This window comes from Aeromonas sp. FDAARGOS 1419, from assembly GCF_019047045.1.
Classification (GTDB): Bacteria; Pseudomonadota; Gammaproteobacteria; order Enterobacterales; family Aeromonadaceae; genus Aeromonas; species Aeromonas veronii.
In genome coordinates, this window is sequence record NZ_CP077209.1 from 2,303,906 (window position 1) to 2,329,207 (window position 25,302).

The 25,302-nt window shown below is 61.3% G+C and carries 25 protein-coding genes; 7 read left to right on the forward strand and 18 right to left on the reverse strand.

Features of this window, described 5'->3' with window-relative positions; translation table 11 throughout:
• Nucleotides 1-56: 56 nt before the first annotated feature.
• Complete coding sequence (locus tag I6L49_RS10215; RefSeq protein ID WP_216949474.1) at nucleotides 57-530, reverse strand: peroxiredoxin; 474 nt, start codon at nucleotides 528-530, stop codon at nucleotides 57-59.
• Nucleotides 531-685: 155 nt separating this feature from the next.
• Between I6L49_RS10215 and I6L49_RS10220 the strand changes: the two genes are divergently transcribed.
• On the forward strand, nucleotides 686-1,612 hold the full coding sequence (locus I6L49_RS10220) for a phenylacetate--CoA ligase family protein (protein WP_058056707.1): 927 nt from the start codon (nucleotides 686-688) through the stop codon (nucleotides 1,610-1,612).
• Nucleotides 1,613-1,695: 83 nt separating this feature from the next.
• On the opposite strand, the gene yfcD is transcribed toward I6L49_RS10220, so the two are convergent.
• Entirely contained in the window at nucleotides 1,696-2,178 is a 483-nt protein-coding gene (yfcD, locus tag I6L49_RS10225) for an NUDIX hydrolase YfcD (RefSeq protein WP_216949475.1), read from the reverse strand.
• A gap of 203 nt (nucleotides 2,179-2,381) precedes the next feature.
• Here yfcD and I6L49_RS10230 point away from each other — a divergent pair, with 203 nt between their 5' ends.
• Entirely contained in the window at nucleotides 2,382-2,600 is a 219-nt protein-coding gene (locus tag I6L49_RS10230) for a DUF1107 family protein (RefSeq protein WP_216949476.1), read from the forward strand.
• A gap of 52 nt (nucleotides 2,601-2,652) precedes the next feature.
• On the opposite strand, the gene I6L49_RS10235 is transcribed toward I6L49_RS10230, so the two are convergent.
• The 11 genes from I6L49_RS10235 to I6L49_RS10285 all read right to left on the reverse strand — a co-directional run bounded on the left by I6L49_RS10235 (nucleotide 2,653) and on the right by I6L49_RS10285 (nucleotide 12,644).
• Complete coding sequence (locus I6L49_RS10235; protein WP_005338404.1) at nucleotides 2,653-2,967, reverse strand: DUF2845 domain-containing protein; 315 nt, start codon at nucleotides 2,965-2,967, stop codon at nucleotides 2,653-2,655.
• A gap of 188 nt (nucleotides 2,968-3,155) precedes the next feature.
• Entirely contained in the window at nucleotides 3,156-3,767 is a 612-nt protein-coding gene (locus tag I6L49_RS10240; protein WP_005338405.1) for an FKBP-type peptidyl-prolyl cis-trans isomerase, read from the reverse strand.
• 150 nt (nucleotides 3,768-3,917) lie between these two features.
• Entirely contained in the window at nucleotides 3,918-4,643 is a 726-nt protein-coding gene (locus tag I6L49_RS10245) for a copper homeostasis protein CutC (RefSeq protein ID WP_216949477.1), read from the reverse strand.
• A gap of 41 nt (nucleotides 4,644-4,684) precedes the next feature.
• Nucleotides 4,685-5,587, reverse strand: a complete 903-nt coding sequence (locus tag I6L49_RS10250) for an ROK family protein (protein WP_005343908.1) — start codon at nucleotides 5,585-5,587, stop codon at nucleotides 4,685-4,687.
• 108 nt (nucleotides 5,588-5,695) lie between these two features.
• Nucleotides 5,696-6,202, reverse strand: coding sequence for a GNAT family N-acetyltransferase (locus I6L49_RS10255; protein ID WP_005338408.1), 507 nt, complete (start codon nucleotides 6,200-6,202; stop codon nucleotides 5,696-5,698).
• Nucleotides 6,190-6,996: a M48 family metallopeptidase gene (locus I6L49_RS10260; protein WP_005358873.1), complete on the reverse strand. Its 807-nt coding sequence runs from the start codon at nucleotides 6,994-6,996 to the stop codon at nucleotides 6,190-6,192. The genes I6L49_RS10255 and I6L49_RS10260 overlap by 13 nt, the downstream gene beginning before the upstream one ends.
• Nucleotides 6,997-7,177: 181 nt before the next feature.
• A complete protein-coding gene (locus I6L49_RS10265) occupies nucleotides 7,178-8,152 on the reverse strand; it encodes a PstS family phosphate ABC transporter substrate-binding protein (RefSeq protein WP_005338411.1) in 975 nt (324 codons plus the stop codon).
• 178 nt (nucleotides 8,153-8,330) lie between these two features.
• On the reverse strand, nucleotides 8,331-9,626 hold the full coding sequence (gene phoR, locus I6L49_RS10270) for a phosphate regulon sensor histidine kinase PhoR (protein ID WP_216949478.1): 1,296 nt from the start codon (nucleotides 9,624-9,626) through the stop codon (nucleotides 8,331-8,333).
• Nucleotides 9,627-9,634: 8 nt separating this feature from the next.
• Nucleotides 9,635-10,324 (reverse strand): phosphate regulon transcriptional regulator PhoB, encoded by a 690-nt coding sequence (gene phoB / locus I6L49_RS10275; RefSeq protein ID WP_005338414.1) that lies wholly within the window; start codon nucleotides 10,322-10,324, stop codon nucleotides 9,635-9,637.
• A gap of 101 nt (nucleotides 10,325-10,425) precedes the next feature.
• Nucleotides 10,426-10,836 carry a VOC family protein gene (locus tag I6L49_RS10280; RefSeq protein WP_216949479.1) on the reverse strand — a complete coding sequence of 137 codons (411 nt, stop codon included), beginning with the start codon at nucleotides 10,834-10,836 and terminating at the stop codon, nucleotides 10,426-10,428.
• Between the two features lie 128 nt (nucleotides 10,837-10,964).
• Complete coding sequence (locus I6L49_RS10285) at nucleotides 10,965-12,644, reverse strand: sigma-54-dependent Fis family transcriptional regulator (RefSeq protein WP_216949480.1); 1,680 nt, start codon at nucleotides 12,642-12,644, stop codon at nucleotides 10,965-10,967.
• Between the two features lie 236 nt (nucleotides 12,645-12,880).
• Between I6L49_RS10285 and I6L49_RS10290 the strand changes: the two genes are divergently transcribed.
• A complete protein-coding gene (locus I6L49_RS10290; RefSeq protein WP_042079825.1) occupies nucleotides 12,881-14,398 on the forward strand; it encodes an aldehyde dehydrogenase family protein in 1,518 nt (505 codons plus the stop codon).
• Nucleotides 14,399-14,478: 80 nt separating this feature from the next.
• Here the strand turns inward: I6L49_RS10290 and I6L49_RS10295 are convergent, their stop codons facing one another.
• Nucleotides 14,479-15,264: a helix-turn-helix domain-containing protein gene (locus I6L49_RS10295; protein WP_216949481.1), complete on the reverse strand. Its 786-nt coding sequence runs from the start codon at nucleotides 15,262-15,264 to the stop codon at nucleotides 14,479-14,481.
• Nucleotides 15,265-15,497: 233 nt separating this feature from the next.
• Between I6L49_RS10295 and I6L49_RS10300 the strand changes: the two genes are divergently transcribed.
• Nucleotides 15,498-16,397: a DMT family transporter gene (locus I6L49_RS10300; RefSeq protein WP_216949482.1), complete on the forward strand. Its 900-nt coding sequence runs from the start codon at nucleotides 15,498-15,500 to the stop codon at nucleotides 16,395-16,397.
• A 76-nt stretch (nucleotides 16,398-16,473) separates the two neighbouring features.
• Here I6L49_RS10300 and I6L49_RS10305 read toward each other — a convergent pair whose 3' ends face one another.
• From I6L49_RS10305 to I6L49_RS10320, 4 genes are read right to left on the reverse strand one after another with little or no spacing between them, the layout of a single operon-like run.
• Nucleotides 16,474-17,169 (reverse strand): response regulator, encoded by a 696-nt coding sequence (locus I6L49_RS10305; protein WP_075115718.1) that lies wholly within the window; start codon nucleotides 17,167-17,169, stop codon nucleotides 16,474-16,476.
• Nucleotides 17,170-17,172: 3 nt separating this feature from the next.
• Complete coding sequence (locus I6L49_RS10310; protein WP_021229142.1) at nucleotides 17,173-18,741, reverse strand: sensor histidine kinase; 1,569 nt, start codon at nucleotides 18,739-18,741, stop codon at nucleotides 17,173-17,175.
• A gap of 17 nt (nucleotides 18,742-18,758) precedes the next feature.
• Nucleotides 18,759-20,309, reverse strand: coding sequence for an NAD-dependent malic enzyme (locus I6L49_RS10315; RefSeq protein WP_075115717.1), 1,551 nt, complete (start codon nucleotides 20,307-20,309; stop codon nucleotides 18,759-18,761).
• A 23-nt stretch (nucleotides 20,310-20,332) separates the two neighbouring features.
• Nucleotides 20,333-21,649 (reverse strand): 2-hydroxycarboxylate transporter family protein, encoded by a 1,317-nt coding sequence (locus I6L49_RS10320; protein ID WP_058059151.1) that lies wholly within the window; start codon nucleotides 21,647-21,649, stop codon nucleotides 20,333-20,335.
• Between the two features lie 987 nt (nucleotides 21,650-22,636).
• Here I6L49_RS10320 and I6L49_RS10325 point away from each other — a divergent pair.
• The 3 genes from I6L49_RS10325 to I6L49_RS10335 are packed head-to-tail and all read left to right on the forward strand — an operon-like array spanning nucleotide 22,637 to nucleotide 25,293.
• The gene (locus I6L49_RS10325; RefSeq protein WP_058059149.1) at nucleotides 22,637-23,149 is read left to right on the forward strand and encodes a MarR family transcriptional regulator; all 513 of its coding nucleotides are present in this window, start codon (nucleotides 22,637-22,639) and stop codon (nucleotides 23,147-23,149) included.
• Between the two features lies 1 nt (nucleotide 23,150).
• Complete coding sequence (locus tag I6L49_RS10330; protein ID WP_058059148.1) at nucleotides 23,151-24,206, forward strand: HlyD family secretion protein; 1,056 nt, start codon at nucleotides 23,151-23,153, stop codon at nucleotides 24,204-24,206.
• A complete protein-coding gene (locus I6L49_RS10335; RefSeq protein WP_216949483.1) occupies nucleotides 24,196-25,293 on the forward strand; it encodes a DUF2955 domain-containing protein in 1,098 nt (365 codons plus the stop codon). Before I6L49_RS10330 ends, I6L49_RS10335 begins: the two co-directional genes overlap by 11 nt.
• Nucleotides 25,294-25,302 lie beyond the last annotated feature (9 nt).

Genomic DNA, 25,302 nt, shown 5'->3' on the forward strand with positions numbered 1-25,302 from the left:
CCAGTGTAGCTGTGCCACCTCCCATTTCAAGGGGAAATCAAACCGTGATTAACATTTCACAGTGCAGCCAGCAGGCTCGCGGCATCGGAGACCTCGAACTTGCCCGGCGCCTCCAAAAACAGCTGCTCTACAACACCATCGTTGGCGATCAACGCAAAGCGCTGGGCGCGGATGCCGCCAAAGGCGCCGGTATCCTTGGCCAGGCCCAGCGCCCGGGTCCAGCTGCCATCGCCATCTGCCAGCATGGTGATCGCCTCGGCATTCTGGGCCGTCTGCCAGGCCCGCATCACGAAAGCGTCGTTGACCGAGAGGCAACAGATGGCATCCACCCCTTTGGCCATGAACTGATCGGCCAACACCACATAACCGGGCAGATGGGCATTGGAGCAGGTGGGAGTAAAGGCGCCGGGTACCGCAAACAGCACTACTTTTTTACCAGCGAACAGCGTCTGGCTATCCCGCAGCTGCTTGCCCTCGGCGGTGATAAAGGTAAATTCGCCCGCAGGCAGGGGGTGTCCTACAGCAATCATGATTTCTCGTCCTGAGTCGTGATGGAAAGTCGCCAGTTTATCCCAGAGTGACGATGCCGCCTAACAGCGGCTCTGAGCCTGACCATGGATAGCGGCAGGCATTTTCCCCTTGGGCAGACTACTCTTGAGCTGGTTTCACGGCGCCAGGAGGCCCCATGCAACACTATTACGATGGTCTGGAAATTCGTCCCCCCGCCATGCGCGAGCAGCAGCAACTGGACCAGCTCAATCATCAGCTTACCCATGTCAGTCAATATTGCGCCGGTTACTCCAGCGCCTATCGCCAGTGCCGCCTCGAGGATCTGGCAGAGCTGGCCACCCTGCCACTGCTCGACAGCAAAGAGCTCTTTGCCGCCCAGCAGGCTCATCCCCCCTTTGCCGGTCTTACCGGCCGCCCCGCCAGTCAGGCGTTGCGGGTCTTCTCCTGTCCGGGCCAGCTGGCCATCCCCGAGTATGCTGGGGCTGACTGGTGGGGGGCCGCCCGAGCACTGTTTGCCGCCGGTTTCAAGGCGGGGGAAGTGATGCTCAACGGCCACGACTATCATGCTGGCCCCACCGCCTTTATCTTCGATAACGGCGCCCGCCAGCTGGGGGCTCCAGTGGTACCCTGCGGCCCCCACGATACCCAGCGCCAGCTGGAGGCACTGCTGCGCTATCAACCCACCGGCTATGTCGGCCCGCTGGTGACCCTGCTCGACCTGCTGGAAGCGGCCGAAGCGGCGGAGATCCCGAGCGACTCGCTGCGCCGCGCCCTACTGTGCGAAGCCACCCATCCTGAAACGGCACCACTGCGCGCCATTCATGGCATTGCGGCCCTCAACTGTCTGGTGTGGCAGGATGTGGGGGTGGTGGCCTACGAGAGTCAGCCCGGTCAGGGCTTTATCGTCAACGAGAGCTGCATCGTCGAGATCATCGATCCCGCCAGCGGCAATCCCGTGAGTGGAGATGAAACGGGCCAGCTGGTGGTGACCCGGCTCGATCTGGAATATCCATTGTTGCGTCTGGCCACCGACTGGCAAGGGCACTGGCTCGCCAAGCCGAGCGCTTGCGGGCGCACCAACCGGCGCCTCAAGCTGGTGTAGCAGACCAAGTAAATGCACAAAGGCAGACGGGCAGCCATCAGGCTGCCCGTCTTGTCTCTGGAGAAGAGAATATATGAAGTTGGTCAGCGCCTTGCCTGCCAGGTGGCGATGGCGAGCAGGGAGTCGGGGGTAAATTCACTGGCGCGCTCGGCGATCTCGGCCAGGCTCATCCAGTGCACCGCGCTCACCTCTTCGGCCTGCAACTGCAGCGGCCCCTGATAACGGCAACTGAAGAGGCCACCCCAGACCCGGTAGCCCTCCCCTTCCGCATAAAAGCTGCCAAAGCTCTGCAGTGGAACATCCATAATCCCCAGCTCTTCGGCCAACTCGCGGCGAGCGGAGCGCTCCATCTCCTCACCGGTGGTGACCACGCCACCAGCGCAGGCATCCAGCATGCCGGGGCAGAAATCCTTGCTGAGGGTGCGTCGCTGCACCAGGATCCGATCCGCGTCGTCGAGCACCAGAATATAGCTAGCACGATGGCAGAGATTCTCCCGCCGCACCTTGGCTCGCTCGGCCACGCCAATCACCCGGTTGTTCCCGTCCACCACATCAACCCATTCCACGCACAGGCCCTTTTATTTGTTCCATTCAAGCCCGCAGTATATCGGTGCGGTGGTTTGTCATGGCACAACTTTTTCGATGACGCCGTCAATTTGCCGAACTCACTGGCAAAATAAGGATTCATGCAAATCTTTATAAACCGTCATATCAGTGTCATCGACCGACACCATAGTGTGCCCTGTCCAGGCAATCAGGGAACCGTGTGATGAAGGTATTCAAGCAGTTATCCCTACGGCAGATCGCTCGCTACATCAAGAGCTTTCATCGAGGCTATTTTGCCATCGAGTCGCTGGGGACATTTGAATTCAACGCGGGCAGGATCAGCCTCCATGGCCTGACCTGCCGCCAGCGGCTAAGACTGGCTCGCCAGATCAATCTGGCTGTCAGACAACTTGGTCACCGCGACCCCTTGCCGGACATGTGAGTCAAAGGGTCTTGCCCTACTGTCTGTTGTGCATCCATGCTTTGCCCGCCGGCTACTGGCCGCGCGGGCCGTTTTCGATATCGGTAATGATGCCGTTGCGCACCGTCACAAAGCGCATGAACTCGTTCTTGCCGAAGTTGTAGGTCCAGCGTTCACCATATTTGACCTGTACCATGTTGCCAAACTGGTTCTCCTCGTTGCGGTTGAGCTCTTCACGCAACATCGGCTCACCGCACTTGAGCAGCATCTCGGCGGTGGTGTCTCCCTCGGTGATCAGGGCGTTCTTGCAGCGCATGGCATCGGCACTGGCCGGAATGCTCAGCAGCAACAGGGCCAGCCCCGCTACTTTCTTCATCTTCTTGCTCATCGGGTTCTCCTTATCCTCTCTAATGAGTCGCAGTATGCCTGTTCCCGTTTCTGAAAAAACCAGTCAAAAGCGCAAAAGTGCCGCCCTTTTCTGCTCTCCAGCCCGCTGGGCGCGACAAATGCTGTCTATCACATAACCCAAAAACAAACGGCGACCCGAGGGTCGCCGTTTGCATCAAGCCAGCAGGATCACAGGATGTCCAGCAGCTCGACTTCAAATACCAGTGCAGAGTAAGGCGGGATGGAGCCCGCGCCACGGGCACCGTAGGCCAGATCGTGGGGGATGTAGAGCTTCCACTTGGAACCAACCGGCATCAGCTGCAGCGCTTCAACCCAGCCAGCGATCACGCCGGTCACCGGGAATTCAGCCGGCTGGCCGCGAGCGACGGAGCTGTCGAATACGCCACCGTGGGTGAAGGTACCGTGGTAGTGCACACGCACGGACTGACCGGCTACCGGAACGGCACCGTTGCCTTCTACCAGCACTTCGTACTGCAGACCGGAGTCGGTCACCTTCACTTCAGCGCGCTTGGCGTTATCAGCCAAGAAGGCTTCGCCGTCAGCAGCAGCGGCCTTGGCGGCGGCTTCCTGCTCTTCTTGCATACGCGCAGTGATCACCTGGAAGGCATCATTGATATCGTCACGGCTGACCGCGAACTCCAGACCATTCAGGGCATCTGCCAGACCTTGTTGCAGGGCCGGGATATCCAGACCGGCGAAGGCTTGCTGCGCCAGCTGATCACCCATGTTGCGGCCGATGCCATAGCTGGCCTTCTGTTCGATAGAGTCGTATTGGGACATTGAGATGTTGCTCCAGATCCATGTAGTAAAGAGGCGGGATAATATCAGACTTTTGGCCGGGGTGCTGCCGGGGGCGCCCCTGATTTCCCCGTCAGTGGGAGGAACTTCACACAAGATGCGGATGAACGCCGCCCAACGGCGGCGATCTGCTTAACCACGATCCAGCAAGGCTCTGACCGCAGCCACCTTGGCGCCATCGGTGATATTGACCCGACCATCGTCCGAAGTGCCCATATTGACGCCATGGGGTACCATGCCACCGCGCCAGCCCATGCCGGACATATGCACTTCGCTCACCCCGGTGAACTCGATGATGGTACGCACGTTGTCGGCATTGACCCCGGCCCCCGGCATCAGGCTGGCACGTCCCGCCAGCGCTTGTTGCATCTCCTGCAGGGTTTCCAGCCCCGCCAACGCGGTCGGCGCATGGCCCGAGCTCAGAATACGCTCGCAACCGGCAGCGACTATGGTCTCCAGATCGAGGCGCCAGTCGGAAGAGAGGTCGATGGCGCGATGGAAGGTGACCCCCAACGATCCTGCTGCATCCACCAGCTGTTTGAGCCTGGCGGCAGGCACCCGCCCCTCCTCATCCAGCAAACCGACCACCACCCCTTGCAGCCCCGCAGCACGTGCGGCCGCAATATCTTGCAGCATCATCTCGAACTCGCCGTCATTGAAGCAAAAATCCCCGGCACGCGGGCGGATCATGGCATAAACCGGCACGGTGGCATGGCGGGCTGCATGCTGCATAAAACCGTAGGAGGGGGTCAGGCCGCCCAGACCCAGCGCAGAGCAGAGCTCAATGCGATCCGCCCCGGATTGCTGGGCAGTAAACAGGGATTCCAGGTTGTCGATACAGATTTCAAGACGGGTCATGAGGACTCCTTTTTCGTGGAGATCAGACCCCACATCTGATCTCATAGATTGAGCAAGGCTGCGCCGCGCACACCACCGGCACCGCCGAAGCGGGCCTGGCGGATCTCGGGCAGGGCGACCCCGGGCAGCAAGTGGCCGGGCAGACGCAGCGGCAGCTGTTCATAGAGGGCGGGCAGGCCGCTCAGGCCGCCCCCCAATACCACCACCTCGGGATCAATCACCGAAATGGCGGTGGCAAGCCCGGCGGCCATGATCTCCAGCCAGCAGTCGACCGTCTCGACCGCATGGGGTTCATGGGCCTCGAAGCGCCCCACAATCTGGTGACCCGTGGCGCGCTGGCCATGGAAATGGTGATAGAGACGCTCCAGACCGGTGCCGGAGGCATAGGTTTCAAAACAGACCAGACGGCCGCAGCCGCAACGGGGACGGGGCAACTCGGGGTACTTCATCAGCATGGTCGCGGGCAATGGGTAGTGACCAATCTCGCCAGCCAGCCAGTTGCGCCCCTGAATAAGCTTGCCCGCCAGATAGACGGCGCCGCCGATGCCGGTGCCGATGGTGACGCCGAGCGCACTGCCTGCGCCGTCGGCGGCACCCTGATGCACTTCGGACCAGAGGAAGCAGTTGGCGTCGTTATCCACTTTGACCGGCCGCTCCAGCAGTTCGGCCAGATCTGCGCCCAGATGGCGACCATTGATGGAGGGCAGATTGGCCGCCACTATGCTGTGATCCTGGCTGTTGATGACACCGGGAAAACCGATACCGACCGAGCCCCGTGCGCCGAAGCGGGCATCCGCCTGCTCGACCCGGGAGCGGATCAGCTGCTGCAACCCCTCGTAATCGTTGCCCGGGGTGCTCATTCGCTCCTCGTGGCAGAGGTTCAATGCACCGTCATAGACCGCAAAGGCGATCTTGGTGCCACCGATATCAAAGCCGTAATACATGCCAGCACTCCCTTGTCAGCCCGTGTTTATCCAACTCTGTTTCAAGGGGGACATTGTATTAATTCGCAAAAAAAATAAAGTGACCGAAGGCGAAAAACGGGAGAGTGATCAGAGCAAACGGCTCATTTGTCGCTGCAGGCAGGGCTGCCCGAGGCTTATCAGGGTGCGCTCCTCGCCATCAAAGACAAAGCCGCGGCGCAGGTAGAACCCCTCGCCGATGTGGTTGCCATCGAGCAGCCACAATTTGACGCTATGGCAACCGGCTCGGCGCATCTGCATCGCCACCGCCTGCCACAGCCGTTTACCATAACCTTGTCGCCAGTGGTCGGGATGGAGGTAAAAAGCGCGGATCAGGGCATGACTCTGTCCCGCTTCCTGCTGTGGTTGCCAGTAGAGCAGGCCAATCACCACCTCATCGAGACAAAGCAGCATGGGCCTTGGGCCCGGCTCGGCCAGACGGCTCTGCCAAATCTGCAGATGGGCGGTGACGTCCAGCTGCTCCAGCAGGTCGGCACCGAGCACCTGGCCATAGGCAGCGAGCCAGCTGGCTCGCTGCATCACCGTCATGGCGGCGGCATCGTCGCTGCGCGCCATGCGCAGGCTTATGCCTTGCATTGGGGCACCAGACCATTGGCGCGGGCCTGCTCATAGAGCGGCAGCACTTGCGCCTGTTGCGCCTGCAACTCGGCGATCCGGTTCTCGTTGCTCGGGTGGGTGGAGAGCAGTTGCGGCGGCGTGTTGCCACCGGCGGCGGCACTCATGTTTTGCCACAGGGGGATTGCCTCGGCCGGATTGAACCCGGCACGCGCCATCAGCTCAAGTCCGAGCCGATCCGCTTCGCTCTCCTGAGTTCGGCCATAGGGCAACATCACCCCCACCTCGACCCCGAGGCCAAGGGCGGCCATGGTGGCGCCGCGATACTCGCTGGTGCCCATGGCAATGTCCGCAGCCGCCAGACCGATCCCCGCCAGCTGGCTGCGCGAGAGTCGCTCGTTGGAGTGCTGGGCCAGTACGTGAGTCAGCTCGTGGCCGATGACGGTCGCCAGCTGATCCTGATTCTTGGCCACCTTGAGCAGGCCGCTGTAGACCCCGATCTTGCCGCCGGGCAGGGCGAAGGCGTTGACCTGTTTGGAGTCAAACACCACCACTTCCCAGTTGGTGATGCCATAGCTGGCCGGCACCTGGGCGGTCACCGCCTTGGCGACACAGGAGACATAGGCGTTGAGTTTGGCATCCTTGCTCACCTTCTCCTGCTTCTTCATCTGCTCGAAGGAGTCGGCGCCCAGCTGGTTCATCTGCTGGGGAGAGTAGAGCAGCATCTGGCTGCGGCCGGTCGGCGACTGGGCGCAGGCGACCAGCAGGGAACTACAGAGGGCTACCAGGCCAAACTTGGTGAGGGACGCAATCATGAAGGGATCCTTTGCCATAACGTTGCCCTATTCTCGGAAATGCCGCCCTGCTGCGCAAGGGAGCCAGCCCCCGGCTGGCGGAAAAATATCCATCCTGCGCTATTAACAAAACTGACAGCCGCCAAAAACAAAACGAGCCCGCTTGGGGCTCGTTTTATCAGGGCATGCTGACTGCGGGCAGTTACATGATACCCAGCTTTTTCAGGTCAGCCTGTACCACCTTGGCCGGCACCGGCACGTAGCCATCTTTGGCAACGATGTTCTGGCCTGCTTTGGAGAGCATCATCTTGACGAACTCTTGCTCCATCGGGGAGAGCGGCTTGTTCGGATGCTTGTTCACGTAAACGTACAGGAAGCGTGACAGCGGATACTTGCCGGTGATGGCGTTATCGGAGGTCGCTTCGATGAAGGTCTTGCCATCTTTGGAGAGCGGTACTGCACGCACGCCGGAGGTGACATAACCGATACCGGAGTAGCCGATGCCGTTCAGGGAGGCAGAGACAGACTGCACCACGGAGGCAGAACCCGGCTGCTCGTTCACGCCGCTCTTGAAGTCGCCGTTACACAGGGCGTGCTCCTTGAAGTAACCGTAGGTACCGGATACGGAGTTGCGACCGAACAGTTGCAGATCCTTAGAGGACCAGTTGCCATCCAGACCCAGATCAGACCACTTGGTGGCAGCCTTGGCTTCGCCGCACTTGAGGGTGCTGGAGAAGATGGCGTCGATCTGCGGCATGGTCAGCCCCTTGATGGGGTTGTCCTTGTTGACGAACACCGCCAGGGCATCGACTGCAACGCGGATGGCAGTCGGCTTGTAGCCGTAACGCTTCTCGAATGCTTCCTCTTCACCGGCCTTCATGGCACGGCTCATAGGACCGAACTGGGCAACACCTTCGGTCAGGGCAGTCGGTGCGGTAGAAGAACCGGCGGCCTGGATCTGCACGTTGACGTTGGGGTACAAGCGCTTAAATTCTTCGGCCCACAGGGTCATCATGTTGGCCAGGGTGTCCGAGCCGACAGAGGACAGGTTGCCCGAAATGCCGCTGGTCGGTGTGTAATCCGGCAGGTCTTTATCCACACCGGCAGCCAGGGCGCTGACAGAAAACAGGGTTGCTGCGGTGAATCCGATTACACCAGCCAGTTTGTTGAGTTTCATCCAATCTCTCCAAAGTTACAGAAGGTCCGTTCTTAAGACGGCGCCAGTATCTGACCTGGCAGTGACAAATTTATGGATTTAATGTGACACTTTAATGACATGGCGACAGATTTGAACAAATGAAAAGAGGGCCCGTTCAAAGGCCCTCTTTTTGCAGCTAACCCATTGCCATAAAAGACTATTTAATCACCACCATCCGGCTCGGAATGAGAAAGCTGAAGCGGCTGCCAAGGCCGACCCGGCTCTCGATATCGAGCTGGCAGTCATGATGACTGAGGGCATGCTTGACGATGGCAAGGCCGAGGCCGGAGCCACCGGTGTGGCGCGAGCGTGCCTTGTCCACCCGATAGAACCGCTCGGTCAGCCGCGCCAGATGCTCGGGGGCAATCCCCTCCCCTTCATCGCTCACGGCAAACAGCGCCATCGCCCCCTGGTTGCGCCACTCCACGGTAATTTTTCGCCCCGCCGGGGTGTAGTGGATGGCGTTATAGACCAGGTTGGAGACGGCACTGCGCAGCTGCTCCTGATCCCCGCGCACCAGCAGATTGGGCTGCACCACAAATTCGATCTGGTGGGCCCGATCGCCCGAGAGCGCCCGCGCCTCCTGCTCCAGCAGCCCCAGCATGGCAGGCATGTCCACCAAGTGGGAGAGATCCACGGTCGGGGCCGCCTCGATACGGGAGAGGGTGAGCAGCTGATTGACCAGATTATCCATCCGGATGGTCTGCTCCATCATCACCCGATGGGCCTTGGCCCACATGGCGGGCGGGGGCGGCTCCTCGGTCATCTCCAGATAGCCCTTGAGCACGGTCAGCGGGGTGCGCAGCTCGTGGGAGACGTTGGAAACGAAGTGCTTGCGGGTCTTCTCGAGACTGCGCAAGCGGGTGACATCCCGCACCACCAGCATCGCCTGATCCGAGGCGTAGGGCATGATGCGAAACTCGAGAAACTTCTCCTCGTTGACCGGGGAGTGCATCTCGAGGGGCTCGTCATACGCTCCCTTGCCCAGATAGGCGTTAAAGGCCGGATTGCGAATGAGGTTGCCGATATGCTGGCCAGCATCCTCCGGCCAGCGAAAACCGAGCAGTTGCTCCGCCAGCCGGTTGCACCAGAGGATGCTGCCATCGGTGCGAAACACCACGGCGGCATCGGGCAGCGCCTCGGCCCCCTCCCGGAAGCGGCGGATCAGCCCCGCCAGCTCGCGGCGCCGGGCGCGGTGACGCTGCTGCAGCTTGTAGATACCGTTGAAGATGTACTCCCAGCTGCCACTGCCGCTGGGGGGCACCAGGCTGCGGTCGTGCCACAGCCAGTCAGAGAGCCGCTTCTGGAAGCGATAGTGCCAGCCCAGATGCAACACGGCCGCCACCAGCAGGCAGAGGGCAAGATGATCAATCAACCAGCCAACCAATGCGAAGGGGGCGTAAAAAAACGCCATTCGCCACAACTGTCGCCGCCAGGCGTAAGGTTGCAACATAACTGCCTCTAGAGACGGGTTGAGAAGCGGTATCCGGCTCCACGCACCGTCTGGATCAATCTGTCGTGCCCTGTCTCTTCAATCGCCTTGCGCAGGCGACGAATATGCACATCCACGGTTCTGTCCTCGACGTACACATTGGTACCCCAGACATTATTGAGCAGCTGTTCACGGCTGTAGACCCGCTCGGGGTGAGTCATAAAGAAGTGAAGCAGCTTGAATTCGGTCGGCCCCATGTCGAGTGCCTTCTCTTCGGCACTGACTCGGTGGGAGACAGGATCGAGTTTCAGCCCTTGCACCTCGATCACCTCGTCTACCGAGGTGGGCGACACGCGGCGCATCACAGCATGGAGGCGAGCGGTCAGCTCCTTGGGCGAGAACGGCTTGGTGATATAGTCGTCGGCACCGGCCTCCAGACCACGCACCTTGTCCTCCTCTTCACCACGAGCGGTGAGCATCACCACCGGGATCTGGCGCGTCACCTCATCCTGCTTGAGCTGCTTGATAAACTGGATGCCACTGCCGCCCGGCATCATCCAGTCGAGCACGATGAGTTCGGGGTAGGGTTCGCGCACCTTCGCCAGTCCATCGGCGTAATCTTCCGCTTCAATCGTCTCATATCCCTTCTGCTCCAACACGAAGCAGAGCATTTCGCGGATCGGTGCTTCGTCCTCGACCACCAGAATTCGCTTAGCCATTCCCTTCTCTCTCCTCTGTGAAGATGGGTGCGCCAATTATTAGAATTTTCTGTGACACTTTTATGACTTTATGACAGGCGGGATGATAAACGTTTTCAGATTCAGTTGGCAGCAGTACGTTGCAACAAGTCCCACCGGTTGCCGCTGATATCTTCAAACACGACCACAGTGCCATAAGGCTCGTCGCGGGGTTGTTCACAAAAATGAACACCGTACGCCTGCATGCGCTGGTAATCCCCCCAGAAATCAGTGGTCTCGAGGAACAGAAATACCCGGCCACCGCCCTGCTGACCGATGGCGGTCTGCTGCTGCGCATTGGCCCCTTGTGCCAGCAGCAACGCGGAACCGGAGGCACCTTTGGGGGCAACCCGTACCCAACGCTTGCCCGGTTTGCCCGGTTCATCGAGCCGGGTGTCTTCCAAGAGCGCAAAGCCAAGTCCCTCGGTAAAAAAGCGAATGGCCTGATCGTAATCAGCCACCAGCAGGGTCAGCGCCCCTATGTGTTGTGACATGGCAGAAAATCCTCAACGGATGAGTCAACGGGCGCAATGCCCCGGCCAGGGCGCATCATAGCGGCTGGATGGGCAGTGCTCCAGCCGTCATGTGCGTCTTGAAACGACCGATGAGGGGGAGTGAGCACTCAAGGGGCTTCGCGCAGCGTCCGGTAGAGGGTGGTGCGGCTGATCCCCAGCTGGCGCGCGGCCTCGCTCACATTGCCGCCGCATGCCGCCAGCGTTTGCTGCACCTGCCGCCGGGTTTGTTCACGCAAGCTGGTCGCCTCCCCCATCGGCAAGGCGCCGGGCTCTGTGGCCACACTGGGCAGATGCAGGTGGGCGGGTTCTATCCAACCCAACCCCTCTGCCAGCACACAGGCCACTTCCAGTGCCTGTTTGAGCTGGCGCACGTTGCCGGGCAGCGGATGGGCCAGCAGCTGTTGCTCCGCATCGCGGGTCAGACGCAGGGTCGGGTCCATCTCCGCCAACAGTCGCTGGATCAGCTCCAGACGCTCAGCGGCAGGCCAACGGCGCAGCGGCATCAGCTGCTGGCGCCAGCCGCAGATCCGGTAATAGAGGTCTTCGCGAAATGCGCCACTCTGCACCATGGCCGCCAGATCCCGGTGGCTGGCACTGACCAGCCAGAAATCCACCGCCTCCGGCTTGTGACTGCCAACCGGCGTCACGCTGCGCTCCTGCAATACCCGCAGCAGTCGGGTTTGAGCCTGCAGCGGCAGTTCGCCAATTTCATCGAGCATCAACATGCCGCCATGGGCTGCACGCAGATAACCCTGACTACCCTGGCTGCGGGCACCGCTGAAGGCCCCGCCCACATACCCAAACAGCTCGGCTTCCACCAGATCTGCTGGTAACGCGCCACAGTTGACACACACCAGTGGCTGATCCCGCCGACTGGACGCTCGGTGCAGGGCCCGCACCAGATGCTCCTTGCCGCTGCCGGTCTCCCCCTCGATAAGCAGCGAAATGCCGCGCTCCAGCATCTTGAGCGGCACCTGCTGCGGATGTGGCACCGGGCTTGAGTGACCCGGCAGCGCGGTGCAGGAAGATGTCGCGTCCGCTTCTGGCACCAACCGCAAGCCACGCCCCTCGCGCAGCAGTTGCCTGCCATCGAAAGGGTGCTGGCCGAGCCAGAGTCGGCCTGCCCGGTTGGCGCCGAGCAGTTCCCCCTCCTCTCCCAGCAACAGGCGAGCGGACCAGAGGCTCTGGGGATCGAGATCCACCAGCCAGCCCGGCTGACGCGCCAGCAGTGCGTTTTCGAGGGTCATGGCCAGCAGCCGCACCGTGCCCAGCATGTCGCCATCGTGGTGAGCCGCATCGGTGGAGATATCGAGCACCCCCAGCAATTGCCCATCCGGCCCGAGCAACGGGCAAGCGCTGCAACTAAGGAAACTGTGCTGGGCGAAGAAGTGCTGATTGCCGAGTACCTGCACTTCGCTCTGCTCGGCCAGCGCGGTACCGATGGCGTTGGTACCCTTGCTCGCCTCACCCCAGCGGGCACCACTGCGCAAAAAGATACGCTCGGCATGACGGGCGAAACCCTCATCACCACTGGCGGCCAGAATGGCCCCCTCACCGTCACACAACAACAGGCGACAGGGGCGACCCGCCAGCAGCTGGGCAAACAGCGGCAGCACGAAGCGCTGGAAGCAGGCAATCAGCGCCCTGTGCTGATCCTGACGGGCCGACAGCTCCCCCTGGGGCAGCAAGTCCAGATCGGCGCTCTGCTGGCGGCTCAGCCCCTGATGCAGGCAACGCTGCCAGGAACGCTGGATCGGACCGGGACCGGGTTGAAGTGACTCACTCATCACGCCTCCTGTTCACAAACAGCACGACTGTCTCGGCCACTGTCCAGAAACGGTACAGTTTTATCGCAATAGCCGTGGACATTGGTTAACCAAGATACGCTGCCACACCCCATTTGGTAACGTTTTTGTAACCTTCTGTCTGCTGGTCAGACCCTTTGGCACGCCCCTTGCGATATCAGCTGGCAACCGGTCTGTCAGCCAGTCCGGTCAGGATCACACACATAAAGGATGATGAGATGATTTATACCGCTCCCGGTCAGGCAGGTGCCCTGGTCAGCTTCAAGTCCCGTTACGACAACTTCATCGGTGGTGAGTGGGTGGCTCCTCGCGCCGGCCGCTACTTTGAAAACATCTCGCCGGTGGATGGCAAAGTATTCTGCGAGGTCGCTCGCTCCGACGCCGCCGATATCGAGCTGGCGCTTGATGCCGCCCACAAGGCGTTCACCAGCTGGAGCAAAACCAGCGTCACCGAGCGCAGCAACCTGCTACTGCGCATCGCCGATCGCATCGAGCAGAACATCGAACGGCTCGCCATCGCCGAAACCTGGGAGAACGGCAAGGCGGTGCGCGAAACTCTAGCCGCCGACCTGCCGCTGGTGGTGGATCACTTCCGCTACTTCGCTGGCTGCATTCGCGCTCAGGAGGGCTCGGCCGCCGAGCTGGATCAGAACACCGTCAGCTACCACTTCAAGGAGCCCATCGGCGTGGTCGGCCAGATCATCCCGTGGAACTTCCCGCTGCTGATGGCCGCCTGGAAGCTGGCCCCTGTGCTGGCGGCCGGTTGCTGCAGCGTGCTCAAGCCCGCCGAGCAGACCCCGGTCACCATCATGCTGATGATGGATCTCATCAAGGACATCCTGCCCCCCGGCGTAGTCAACGTGGTCAACGGCTTCGGCGCCGAGGCAGGTCAGGCGCTGGCCACCAGCAACCGGATCCAGAAACTGGCCTTTACCGGTTCGACCGAAGTGGGCGCCCATATCCTGCGCTGCGCCGCCGACAAGCTGATCCCCTCCACCGTGGAGCTGGGGGGCAAGTCCCCCAATATCTACTTCGCCGACGTGATGCAGCACGAGAGCAGCTACATCGACAAGGCGGTAGAAGGGATGCTGATGACCTTCTTCAACCAGGGAGAAGTGTGTACCTGTCCCTCCCGCGCGCTGGTGCAGGCCAGCATCTATGACGACTTCATGGACAGGGTGCTGGCCCGCGCCCGCACCATTGTTCAGGGCAACCCCCTCGATACCGCCACTCAGGTGGGGGCGCAGGCGTCCCGCGAACAGTTCGACAAGATCCTGGGCTACATGGAGATCGGCCGCGGCGAAGGGGCCAAGATGCTGATCGGCGGCGGCCCGGCCAAGGTGAGCGGACTGGAGGGGGGATTCTACATCCAGCCCACCATCTTCTCCGGCCAGAACAAGATGCGGGTGTTCCAGGAGGAGATCTTCGGGCCGGCACTCGGGGTCACCACCTTCAAGGACGAGGCCGATGCTCTGGCCATTGCCAACGACACCCAGTACGGGTTGGGGGCAGGCCTGTGGACCCGCGACAGCAATCTGGCTTGGCGCATGGGGCGTGGCATTCAGGCTGGCCGGGTCTGGGTCAACTGCTACCACGCCTACCCGGCACACGCCGCCTTTGGCGGCTACAAAAAGTCGGGGATCGGCCGCGAGACCCACAAGATGATGCTGGACCACTACCAGAACACCAAGAACCTGCTGGTGAGCCACGACATCAACCCGCTCGGCTTCTTCTAGCGCAAGCGAATGTCATCAGAAAGGGCGCCTGTGGGCGCCCTTCTTGTTTTGCTTCACCAGATGACATGTCCGGCGATTTGTTATCTGCCCGACTGCTGGCGATAACGCTGGGGGGAGCAACCCAGCTCCCGGTTGAACATGGCGATAAAGGCCGAGGTGGAGCCGTAACCGAGCCGCCAGCTGATCTCCTGAATGGGCATGTCGCCCTTGAGCCAGGCCAGCGCCTTGAGCAACCGCAGCCGCGCCCGCCACTGACCGAAGCTCATCCCCAACTCCCGCAGGCAGCGCCGCGCCAGGGTGCGCTCTGTGGTGTGCAGTTGTCCGGCCCACTGGGCCAGAGTACGGGGATCGGCAGGATCGCTGTGCAACGCCGCCAGCATGGGAGCCAGCAGCTTGTCCTGACTCATCGGCAGGTAGCTCTCCTGACAACGGGTGCGCGCAAGTCGCTCCACCAGCAACTCGGCCTGACGCTGATCCCACTCATCCGCCATATGGCTTACCCGCCGTTCGCAAAAGTCGCTCAGCAGGGCGCGGATCAGCGGGGTGAGCAGCAGCAATCTGGGCTCTGGCGGCAGCTTGGCCGCCATCTCGTGGCTGACGTAGATAGAGGTGTAGTCGAGGGTCTGCTCGTTGTAGGAGGTGTGCTCGAGATCCGCCGGCACCCAGATAAGGTAGTCGGTAGGGGCCACCAGTCGCTGATCCCCCAGCTCTATCTCCATGATCCCCAGGCTGATCATGTTGAGCTGGCCCCAGGGGTGGGAGTGCAGCACGGTCGCACTGTCGGCCAGCATCTGCTGGTAACTGAAATAGAGCGGATTGGGAGCGGGCAGAACGACATCTACCGGCTGAAACTGGTGAGTGGCCATCAGCGCCCCTTGTCAGCGAAAAAGAGGAACAGGCGTGATGCAACACCCTGTTGGCTCGGTCTCCGGCACAGGCCAAAAGCAGCCATCAGTTGCGGGCAGACGCTGCCCGTGTGGGCCGGAATAAGGTGCATCAGAAAGAGTTGTCTTTTCTGCTGGGTCATCTGTCTGTTTTACGCTACTTGATAATATAAAGACAAGGGTAGACTTGGCCCCCTGTTAATAAGGAGCCTCTGATGCGAATCTTTTCCCCTCTTCTCTTTCCGCTGATGGCAGTGCTGATCTGGGCTACCAATACCGTGGTGTCCAAGGCGGCCGCCAGCGTGCTCGACCCCGCGGCTATCTCCTTCTATCGCTGGGTGATCGCCGCCCTGGCGCTGACCCCCTTCTGTCTGCCCCCCCTCTGGCGGCGACGCAGCGAGGTTCGCCCCTGGCTCGGCAAGCTGCTGGTGCTGGCGGCGCTCGGTATGGTGCTCTACCAGTGTCTGGCCTACTACGCCGCTCACAGCACCTCCGCCACCAACATGGGGGTGATCGGCTCTCTCATTCCGCTGCTCACCCTGCTGCAAGGGGCGCTCTTCTTCGGCCAGCGTCCCGGCAAACAGGCACTGCTCGGCATGAGTCTCTCCCTGTTCGGGGTGCTCTGGCTGCTTGGCAAGGGCGAACCACTGGCCCTGCTGCACAACGGCATCAACCCGGGGGATGGCATGATGCTGCTCGGCTCCGCCAGCTACGCCCTTTACGGCCTCTTGATCCGCCGCTGGCACCTGCCGTTTGGCCCCTGGCTAAACCTCTACATGCAGATCCTGCTGGCGGTACTGCTGCTGGTACCGCTCGCTCTCAGCGCCGACTCGATGGCGGTGCCGACCGAAGGGTGGGGGCTGGTGCTCTTCGCCGGGCTCGCCTCCTCTCTGCTGGCAGCCTACTGCTGGATGCGCGGCCTCGCCTGCATGGGCGCCGAGCGCACCTCGGTCTTTATGAACCTGATGCCGCTCTGTACGGCGCTGATCGCCGTCGTCGGCCTGGGCGAGCCAATCCACGGCTATCACCTGCTGGGTGGCGGGCTGATCCTGGGCGGGGTGATGGCCTCCCAGCTGAAGGGGCGTGCGCCGGTAGCCGAACGGGAAGCCGCCTGAGAACCAACATCGTCCGGAAACAACAAGGGAGCCCATGGCTCCCTTGTTGTTTCTGCAATGTACACCAGTGCGCATCTCAACCCGCCCGGCGCCAGCGGTAGCGCCGCTCCGGTCGCCCCCGCTGGCCGTAATTGAGATCCACATCTACCCGGTCTTCCGACTCCAGATACTCCAGATAGCGGCGCGCCGTGGTGCGGCTGAGGGAGAGTCGCAACGCCACCGTGTCGGTGGAGAAGACACTCTCCGGCTCACCCGCCAGCAGATCCAGCACCTGACGCAGGGTGATGCTGTCGATCCCCTTGGGAGTGACGCGCATCTCCTTGATCTGGGAGCGCCCTCCCTTGCCCAGCAGCTTGTCGAGATCTTCCTGCTCCAGCCGACCCCGCTCGCACAGACGGCTATGCAGTTGCAGGATCTCATCCAGACTCTGCTGAATGCGAAACAGCCGCAATGGTTTGATGACGTAGTCATGAACCCCAAGATTGAGGGCCTGCTGGATGGTCTCCACATCCCGCGAGGCAGTCACCATGATGACATAGGCTTCGCGGTTGTGACTGCGCAGGCGGCTCACCCACTCAAGGCCGGAGCCATCGGGCAGGGAGACATCCACCAGCAGCAGTTGGGGCACCACACCGGCCATCATGGCATCGGCCTGGGCCAGGGTGCCAGCCCGCCCCAGCAGGGAGAAACCGGGTGTCGCCGCCACCAGTTCTGACAAGATGGCACCGATCCGATCGTCATCTTCAATAACAAGCGTGATTATTGGGTCCATGGCTCACATTAATTGGTTTTTATTCAAGTAGATACCAAACAGGGTGGTCTGCTCGGCGGTTCGCCGCCATTCTATCACACCCTCGTGCCGACCCACGGTCTCCTTGACCAGGAACAGACCCACCCCGTGATCGCCGCTCTGGCGACTCACCCCGTAATCGAACAGATGGTCGGCCAACTCCTCGTCGACCCCCTCGCCGCTATCCTCCACCTCGATCACCAGTCGCCGCCCCACATCGCACAGAGAGAGCAGCACCCGCGGCGGCCGCTGCTGGCGGTTGCGCCAAGCCGCCTGCAAGCCGTTGTCCAGCAGGTTGCCAATGAGGGTGATGAGATCTGCCGAGACCGAGGCCGGATACTCCGCCAGCGCCGAATCGGGATCGAGCTCCAGGGTCACCCCGAGCTCGCGGGCCCGGCTGAACTTGCCGAGAATAAGCCCCGCCACCGGCTTGTTGTCGATCAGCCGCAGCAGCTCCTGCAGCATGGTCTGGCACGCTTCGTTCTCCTGCTGGATCAGCTCCACCGCCTGATCCACATGGCCCAGCTGCAACAGGCCGGAGAGGCTGCTCAGCTTGTTGGCGAACTCGTGGCTCTGCATCCGCAGCATCTCGGCATACTGGCGCAGGTGGGTCACCTGCACCCCCAGACTGGCAGCCACCTCTGGGCGGCTGAAGATCAGCAGTCGCCCCGGTGCCTTTCCCTGCACCGCCTGCCAGCGGCCGACAAAGGACTCCCCCTGAATGGTGAAGCTCACTTCCCCACCCTCCTGCTCCAGACAGGGGGCAAGGGGTGGCACCAGCTCCGCCAGCGACTGCCCCTGCAGGGCATGGCGCCCGGTGACCGGCAGCCGCAGCTGATAGCTGGCGGTGCTGTTGATCATGTTGATATTGCCGCGACCATCGAGGGCAATCACCCCTTCGGTGATGTGCTCAAGTACCAGATCCTGCAGGGTAAAGCGGCGCACGATCGCCTCCGGCTCCAGATCGAGCAGGGTCTTGCGCAGCAGGTATTGCACCCAGAGCGCCAGCAGCAGACCACACCCCAGCACCGCTACTATGGCGCTGATGAGCAGGGCCACCCGCTCCATATAGATGCCCTCCACCTGCTGCATCAGGTAACCCACCACCACGGCCCCCATGACGCGCCCATCCCCGCCAACCACCGGGGAGAAGCAGCGGATCGCCGGCCCCATGGTGCCCCGATCCTTGGAGCAATAGCTTCGCCGCTCCTGCAGCGCGGGCCAGATATCCTCGCCGCGGAACTTCTGCCCCACCAGCTCGGGGTTGGGGTGGCTGAGGCGGCGACCATGCTCATCGGTCACCACCATATAGGTGGCATCGGTGCGGTTGCAGACCGCCTCCACGTAGTCGCGCAGGGTAGGATCACTCCCCTGACGCAGAGCTTCGACCACTCGGGTATCCGCCGCCATCACCCGTGCCAGATCGCTTCCCTTATCCTGCAGATTGCTCTCCAGCAGATGACGGATAAAGAGGGCCAGCAGGCTGCCCAGAATGAGGATCAGCAGCAGGGAGAGCCCAAGAGAGAGGGTGACCAACTGGTGGCGAAGTTTCATGCACATACCTTAAAACGTCAGGACGCTGCCCAATAGTGCGGATGCCACCAGGTCTGGTCAATCAAAGGTGCCGGATCGCCGACAAAATCGGCCAATCCTTCCTCGCGGGCACAGAGCGCCACCGCTCTGGCGACGGCTCGGGCCACCTCTCCCACCTGTTCGATGGGGGGCAGCAGCCGGCCCGCCACCAGCGGATAGGCACCGACCGCCCGCACCGCGGCCAGCAACATGCCATCGCTGATGCGGCGCGCCTTGACAGCGCAGGCTCCGAGACCAATCCCCGGGAAGACATAGACGTTATTGCACTGGGATACTACCCGCCGCTCCCCTGCCACCATCACCGGCACAAAGGGGCTGCCGGTGGCCAGCAAGGCGCGGCCATCTGTGGCGGCCCACACCTGCTCGGGGGTAGCCTCGGCGCTGCGGGTCGGGTTGGAGAGTGGCAGGATCACCGGCTGCGCACACACATCCCCCATCGCCTGCAACACCTCGTCAGTAAAGAGGCCGCCCTGACCGCTCACCCCGATCAGCACCGTCGGGCGCACCTGCCGGATGGTCTCCAGCAGCGAACTGTTCTCCTCGTTCACGGCGCGAGCAAAGGGCTGCTGGGCGCGGGTCAGGTTGGGACGATCGGCGCAGACCACCCCGTCCTGATCAAACAGCCAGACGCCATCGTGGCTCCCCGCAAGCTGAGCCAACATGGCGGCGATGCCGCAACCGGCAGAACCCGCGCCGACGATCAGCACCGGGGCATCGCACAGGGCGGTACCCGCCTGCTGCAACCCGGCCAGCACGCAGGCAGAAGCCACTGCCGCCGTGCCCTGAATGTCGTCGTTGAACATGCAGAGCTCATCGCGATAACGGGTCAGCAAGTTGGCGGCATGCTTGCCGGCAAAGTCTTCAAACTGCAGCACCACCTGCGGCCAGCGCTTGCGAATGGCGGCCACCACCTTGTCCATGAAGTGGTAATAGCTCTCGCCGTCAATGCGCGGGGATTGCCAGCCGAGGTAGGAGTCATCCTCCAGCAGCTCGGGGTTGTTGGTGCCCATATCGACACAGAGCGGCAGGGTACGCGCCGGGTTGATGCCACCCGCGGCGGAGTAGAGCGCCAGCTTGCCGATACAGATCCCCATGCCGCCGATACCGAGATCGCCAAGCCCCAGCACCCGCTCGCCGTCGGAGATGACGATCACGTCCACCTCCTGCTCCACCGACTCGAGGATGTCGTCGAGATCGTCCCTGTCATGCCAGGAGAGATAGAGACCGTGGCTGCGCAGATAGAGATCGCTGTGGCGCTGACACGCCTCTCCCACCACCGGGGTGTAGATGATCGGCAGCAGCTCCGGCAGGTGGTGGCGCACCAGATCGTAGAACAGCACCGGGTTGTCCTCCTGCAACTGGCGCAGCAGCAAATGCTGGTCAAACGGACTCTGCATGGCGCTGACCAATCGGTAGATCCGGCGCCGCTGCTGGGAGAGGGACTCCTCCTTGTGGGGCATACGGCCGCGCACGCCCTGACGCTTGCGTTCTGCATAGGGCAGGCTGGTGCCCATCATGATGTCGTTCATCTTGTTTGTTCCTCAATCCGGTATCAGGCGAGCAGGGAGATAAGGGCGGTGGCCAAGATCAGCATCACGGCGCCGCCAAGGCGAGAGGAGATCTGGGCAAAGGGCATCAACTTCATCCGCTGGGCCGCCGAGAGCACGGCTACGTCGCCGGTGCCGCCCATGTTGGCCATGCAGAGCCCGCCTGTGATGGCCGCCTCGATGGGATAGAAGCCGATCAGCTTGCCAACCAGCGCCGCACCGAGGGCGCCACCGATTACGGTGACCATGACCAGCACGAAGTAGCTGACGGAGAAGGCGCTGATCAGCTCGGGAATACTGGTATAGGCGACGCCGATCCCCACCAGCAGGGAGGGAGTGAGGTTGCTCACCACAAACTGATACCAGTCGGCCGCCGCCTGCTCATAACGGCGCGGCAGCAGGCCGCTCACCTTGATAAAGGCGACCGCCAAAATCATCAGGGCGAAGGGGTGCATGGGGATAAAGTTGCCAAGCAGGGAACCCAGCACAAACATGCTGGAGCTGATAAAAAGCCCCATACCCAGACTCTGCAGGGTCGGCGCTTCGGCCTGCTCGTCAGCAATGCTATGGCTATTCTCTTTGACCATCAGCTTGCCGTTGCCGGTCAGGGAGGGGTAACGGCGACCGAGCCGCGCCAGCAGTGAGCCCACCAGAATGGCCAGGGTATTGGCGATCACCACCGCCGGTACCATGCGTGACAATAGATCCGCACTGGACATCTGCATCGGGCCGGAGAGGATCTCCACCAACGGCACCGCACCGGCGCCCATGCCACCGCCCATGATGGGCAGGCCGATCAGCAGCACCGCATTCTTGAAGCCATACCCCATCAGGGAGCCGACCAGCCCCACGCTCAGCAGTGCCAGCGCTACGCCGCCAAGAATGACCGGCAGATAGCGCATGGCAGCATTTTTCAGCAAAGCGCCGCTCATGCCGAACACGGACCCTGTCACCAGACTGGCGATAAAGAAGTTGAGAAACCCTCCCTCCTTCATGAAGTTGGTGATGACCTGCCCCGCCTGCACCGGCAGCAACTGGTATTCGAACAGGGCGGCGCCGCCAAAGATGGCGAGGATGGTGCCGCCCCCCAGATATTCGCGGATCGGCATGATCCGCTCGCCCAGCTCGGTCAGCAGGGTGCCCAGCACAAACATCAGTGCCAGCGCACCGACCATGCCCAGCGGCAGCGAGCCGTTCCAGCCGGAAAAGAGAACACAGGTTGCCAACCCGAGAAATATAAAGAGCGGCATACCGGCAATTTGTTGGCCGCCCATCAAGGCGGCCTTTTCTTGTGTGGTTTGTAGGGGTGAGAGGTTTTTCATTGTTATGTACTCTGCGTGTGATTGTGACCGACACTTTATTGATCCCCCTCGCCTCTGTCGGTTAGCCAGACTGCAAAGCCATATAAAAACATTAAAAACTTAAACATCATGGTGCCACCAACGCGTGCTGCACAATAGAACACCAGACATCCGATACCCGACCAAGTCAGGAAATAGGGCGATAAAACGAGCGAGCCCAATGGCGGATATTTGGGTGATCAGCAGTAATAACGATGCGATGATCTCTCCCCCTTCGGGGAAATAACAGAGCCAGATGACAAGCTCTGCGACCATTTATCGTCACAGCTCCTGTGAGTGATAATCTGCGGGCAATGTCATCACCATGATGCGAGTGCCACGGCTTGCCACATCAGGGTTTGAGTCGGCGTGCAGGAAGCACGCACGATGAAAAATGGTGAGGATAAAGATGCAAAAAGGGGAGATTGAAATAGTGATGAGTCAAGCCAGCGAATACCAGAGCACTGGCTTGAACTCACAAGGATCACACACGGTAAGGTCTATTCTGCCAACAGCAATGGAATATTGGCGGGGTCAAAATCATGACTGATATCGGTACTTCTGATAGCGCCTTCCCGATTCACGCCATGGTGTGACTCTGCACCATATTCCCCATCACTCAACAGCGCTTCAATTGCCAGATACACACATCCACTGTCATATCCATCCACAACCCGTTTCCCCCTTGTTTTATAACCCCATCAATATTAGCGGATAAAAAAAGAGCTGCTCGCTGAAGCTGAAAATTTCATGAAAATAATCGCCGGATATCCTCCATTCACGGCGCAATATCCGAATCGGCAAGAGAGCCTCGAGTGGATCAGCCCCGAGAATAATATCAGGGGCTCGAACGATGCTAACTCGCACCAGCGAAAAATCCGACCAGAAACATGATCCGCATCACACCATTTACTTAGCCTGCTAAACAAGTATGATACTTAGCAGGCTAAGTACATTGAGGATGAGAAGATGACGGATCTGGAAAGGTTACGCGAGCTGTCGCTCGCCGAGCAGATAGCGCGGATGCACCGGCTATGGCGTACTGCCGCCGATCTGGAGCTGGCTCCCCTTGGCCTCACCCATCCCCGCTGGACCGCGTTGTGGAAGCTCTCCCGCATGGGGAACCATGTCAGCCAGAAGACCCTGGCCGAAGCCCTCGAGATAGAGCTCCCCTCCCTGATGCGCACCCTGGGCCAGCTGGAAGAGCAGGGACTGATTGAGCGTCACTGTTGCAGTCAGGACAAGCGGGCCCGCATCGTCTGCGTGACCCCGGCTGGCCAGACCCTGCTCGATCAGATCGCCGACCGCATCATGAATATCCGCCGCGAGCTGCTGGGGGGCATTGACGAGCAGACCCTGCAGCTGTTTGAAGCAACGGTGCAGCGGATCTCGGCCAACGCCCTCAGCAAAATTGAACAACACCACGACCGACAAGCCGGAGGCGATACAAGCCCTCCCGAGGCCGACACAGAGAGAGAATAAAATGACACCGGATCAACAATTTACCCGCTGGATCAAATGGTCCATGGCTGGCTTTGCCACCCTGTTTGCCTATTTTCTGATAGCCGACCTGCTGATGCCCCTCACCCCTCAGGCGATGGCGACCCGGGTGGTCACCAAGCTGGCCCCCCAGGTGAGCGGAAAGGTGATCGAGGTCGCCGTTCACAACAACCAGCAGGTCAAGAAAGGAGAGCTGCTGTTCAGGCTGGATCCGGCCCCTTTTGAACTGGCAGTGGAGCAGGCCCGCCTTGCGCTGGCGCAGGCAGAGCAGCAGAACAGTGAACTGGATGCCGCCCTGACCGCCGCCGTTGCCGAGATCAACGCCAAGGAGACCCTGGCCAGCCAGAAGTGGCGCGAGGCTGAGCGGATCGATGCGCTTTACCAACGTCACATGGTTTCGCTGCAACAAAAAGATGAGGCTGACAGCGCCCTGCGCAGCGCCCAGGCCAACCTGCGCGCCAGTCAGGCCAAACTGGCCCAGATCAAGGCCAGTCGTGGCGTGACCGGTGAGGATAATCTGTTGCTGCGCCAGGCCCGCAACAAGCTGGCACAAGCGCAGCTGGCCCTCTCTTACAGCCGTGTCCACGCGGATCAGGATGGCACCATCACCAACCTGCAGCTCAAGCCAGGCAGTATCGCCAGCGCGGGCAGCCCGCTGCTGGCGCTGGTGTCGGAACAGGTGGACGTCATTGCCGATTTTCGGGAGAAGAGCCTGCGCCATGTTGGCGAGCAAACCCGCGCACTGGTGGCCTTCGATGGCGAGCCGGGTCAGCTATATCCTGCTCGGGTGAGCAGTCTGGATGCCGGGGTGAGTGCCGGTCAATTTGATGCCAACGGTCGACTGGCGGCGCCGGTGGAGTCGGATCGCTGGGTACGGGATGCCCAGCGGATGCGACTGCACCTCGAGCTGAAGCAGCTCCCCGACCATCTGCCAGCCGGGGCGCGGGCCACGGTACAACTGCTGCCGGACAATGCCCTGACCGCCATGCTGGCACGGGGCCAGATCCACCTGCTCAGCCTGCTCCATTATGTCTACTAACCACGCCACTCACCCGTCGGCCAATACCGCCCCAGCCCACCCCGCCGGTGGTGCTGCCACCCACCTCTGGTATCGGCCCCTCACCGGCAACGAGCTGCGCCAGTGCTTGCGCATCGCCTTTGGCTGCACCACGGGCTTTCTGCTCTGCAAGCTGTTTGGCTGGAGTTACGGGGTCTTCTATACGGTCACACCGGTACTGCTGCTGGGAATGGTGCCGGTGATGAATGGCCATGCAGCACGCCAGCTGATCGCGGCTGCGGTGGTCTGTGGGGTGGAGGTCGGGCTGCTGGGGGGACTGTTTGGCAGCCATCCGGCGCTGATGACCCCTATCGCCTTCATGCTGTTTCTCTACCGTTTCGCCGCCATGTCGCGGGGCAGCCTGTTTCTGTTCGGGGCCAACGGGGTGCTGAGCCTCAGCATCATGCTGCACTTTGCCAGCTATCCGCAGACCGACCTCAACGACCTGATCCTCAACAATATCTGGGCGAGCGTGCTGTCGGTGCTGATCGCTTACCTGATGACCATGCTGATCCCGGATGTGGAAGCCAGACCCAAGCCAGCCTCGGCCCCCAAGGCGCCGCACCGGATGCGCCATGAAGCTCTGCTGGGGGCCACTGTGGCCACCCTGTCGTTTCTGGTATTTCAGGTGTTTGACCTGCGCGACTCCATGTCTGCCCAGGCTACGACCCTGCTGGTGCTGTTCCCCATGCACTGGAACGGCGCCCTCAGTTATGCCCGCAAACGGGCGATGGGCACCTTGCTGGGGGTCACCTTCGGCTTGCTCGGCCAACTGCTGCTCTATGACTGGTCAGGGCAACTGCTGCTTGTCGCCCCGTTACTGTGGCTCGGCGCCATGCTGTTCAGCCATGCCCACGTCAAGGAGGCAGGCGGCTCCGGGGTCGGCTTTGGCGCCCTCACCACCCTCGGCATCCTGTTTGGCCAGTACCTCACCCCGGGCAACGATCTGGTGTTCAGCGCCCTCTACCGGGTGAGCAGCATACTGTTTGCCATCGTGGTCACCCTGCTGGCCTGCTACCTCGTCCATCGGCTGCTCAATCGCTTCGAGGCGACCCGCTTCGGTTATTGATTTCCTGTT

Coding starts and splice junctions, on each gene's coding strand:
- I6L49_RS10215 (WP_216949474.1), bottom strand. CDS start 530: ATGATTGCTGTAGGACACCCCCTGCCTGCGGGCGAATTTACCTTTATC.
- I6L49_RS10220 (WP_058056707.1), top strand. CDS start 686: ATGCAACACTATTACGATGGTCTGGAAATTCGTCCCCCCGCCATGCGC.
- I6L49_RS10230 (WP_216949476.1), top strand. CDS start 2,382: ATGAAGGTATTCAAGCAGTTATCCCTACGGCAGATCGCTCGCTACATC.
- I6L49_RS10235 (WP_005338404.1), bottom strand. CDS start 2,967: ATGAGCAAGAAGATGAAGAAAGTAGCGGGGCTGGCCCTGTTGCTGCTG.
- I6L49_RS10240 (WP_005338405.1), bottom strand. CDS start 3,767: ATGTCCCAATACGACTCTATCGAACAGAAGGCCAGCTATGGCATCGGC.
- I6L49_RS10245 (WP_216949477.1), bottom strand. CDS start 4,643: ATGACCCGTCTTGAAATCTGTATCGACAACCTGGAATCCCTGTTTACT.
- I6L49_RS10250 (WP_005343908.1), bottom strand. CDS start 5,587: ATGTATTACGGCTTTGATATCGGTGGCACCAAGATCGCCTTTGCGGTC.
- I6L49_RS10255 (WP_005338408.1), bottom strand. CDS start 6,202: ATGCAAGGCATAAGCCTGCGCATGGCGCGCAGCGACGATGCCGCCGCC.
- I6L49_RS10260 (WP_005358873.1), bottom strand. CDS start 6,996: ATGATTGCGTCCCTCACCAAGTTTGGCCTGGTAGCCCTCTGTAGTTCC.
- I6L49_RS10265 (WP_005338411.1), bottom strand. CDS start 8,152: ATGAAACTCAACAAACTGGCTGGTGTAATCGGATTCACCGCAGCAACC.
- phoR (WP_216949478.1), bottom strand. CDS start 9,626: ATGTTGCAACCTTACGCCTGGCGGCGACAGTTGTGGCGAATGGCGTTT.
- phoB (WP_005338414.1), bottom strand. CDS start 10,324: ATGGCTAAGCGAATTCTGGTGGTCGAGGACGAAGCACCGATCCGCGAA.
- I6L49_RS10280 (WP_216949479.1), bottom strand. CDS start 10,836: ATGTCACAACACATAGGGGCGCTGACCCTGCTGGTGGCTGATTACGAT.
- I6L49_RS10285 (WP_216949480.1), bottom strand. CDS start 12,644: ATGAGTGAGTCACTTCAACCCGGTCCCGGTCCGATCCAGCGTTCCTGG.
- I6L49_RS10290 (WP_042079825.1), top strand. CDS start 12,881: ATGATTTATACCGCTCCCGGTCAGGCAGGTGCCCTGGTCAGCTTCAAG.
- I6L49_RS10295 (WP_216949481.1), bottom strand. CDS start 15,264: ATGGCCACTCACCAGTTTCAGCCGGTAGATGTCGTTCTGCCCGCTCCC.
- I6L49_RS10300 (WP_216949482.1), top strand. CDS start 15,498: ATGCGAATCTTTTCCCCTCTTCTCTTTCCGCTGATGGCAGTGCTGATC.
- I6L49_RS10305 (WP_075115718.1), bottom strand. CDS start 17,169: ATGGACCCAATAATCACGCTTGTTATTGAAGATGACGATCGGATCGGT.
- I6L49_RS10310 (WP_021229142.1), bottom strand. CDS start 18,741: ATGAAACTTCGCCACCAGTTGGTCACCCTCTCTCTTGGGCTCTCCCTG.
- I6L49_RS10315 (WP_075115717.1), bottom strand. CDS start 20,309: ATGAACGACATCATGATGGGCACCAGCCTGCCCTATGCAGAACGCAAG.
- I6L49_RS10320 (WP_058059151.1), bottom strand. CDS start 21,649: ATGAAAAACCTCTCACCCCTACAAACCACACAAGAAAAGGCCGCCTTG.
- I6L49_RS10325 (WP_058059149.1), top strand. CDS start 22,637: ATGACGGATCTGGAAAGGTTACGCGAGCTGTCGCTCGCCGAGCAGATA.
- I6L49_RS10330 (WP_058059148.1), top strand. CDS start 23,151: ATGACACCGGATCAACAATTTACCCGCTGGATCAAATGGTCCATGGCT.
- I6L49_RS10335 (WP_216949483.1), top strand. CDS start 24,196: ATGTCTACTAACCACGCCACTCACCCGTCGGCCAATACCGCCCCAGCC.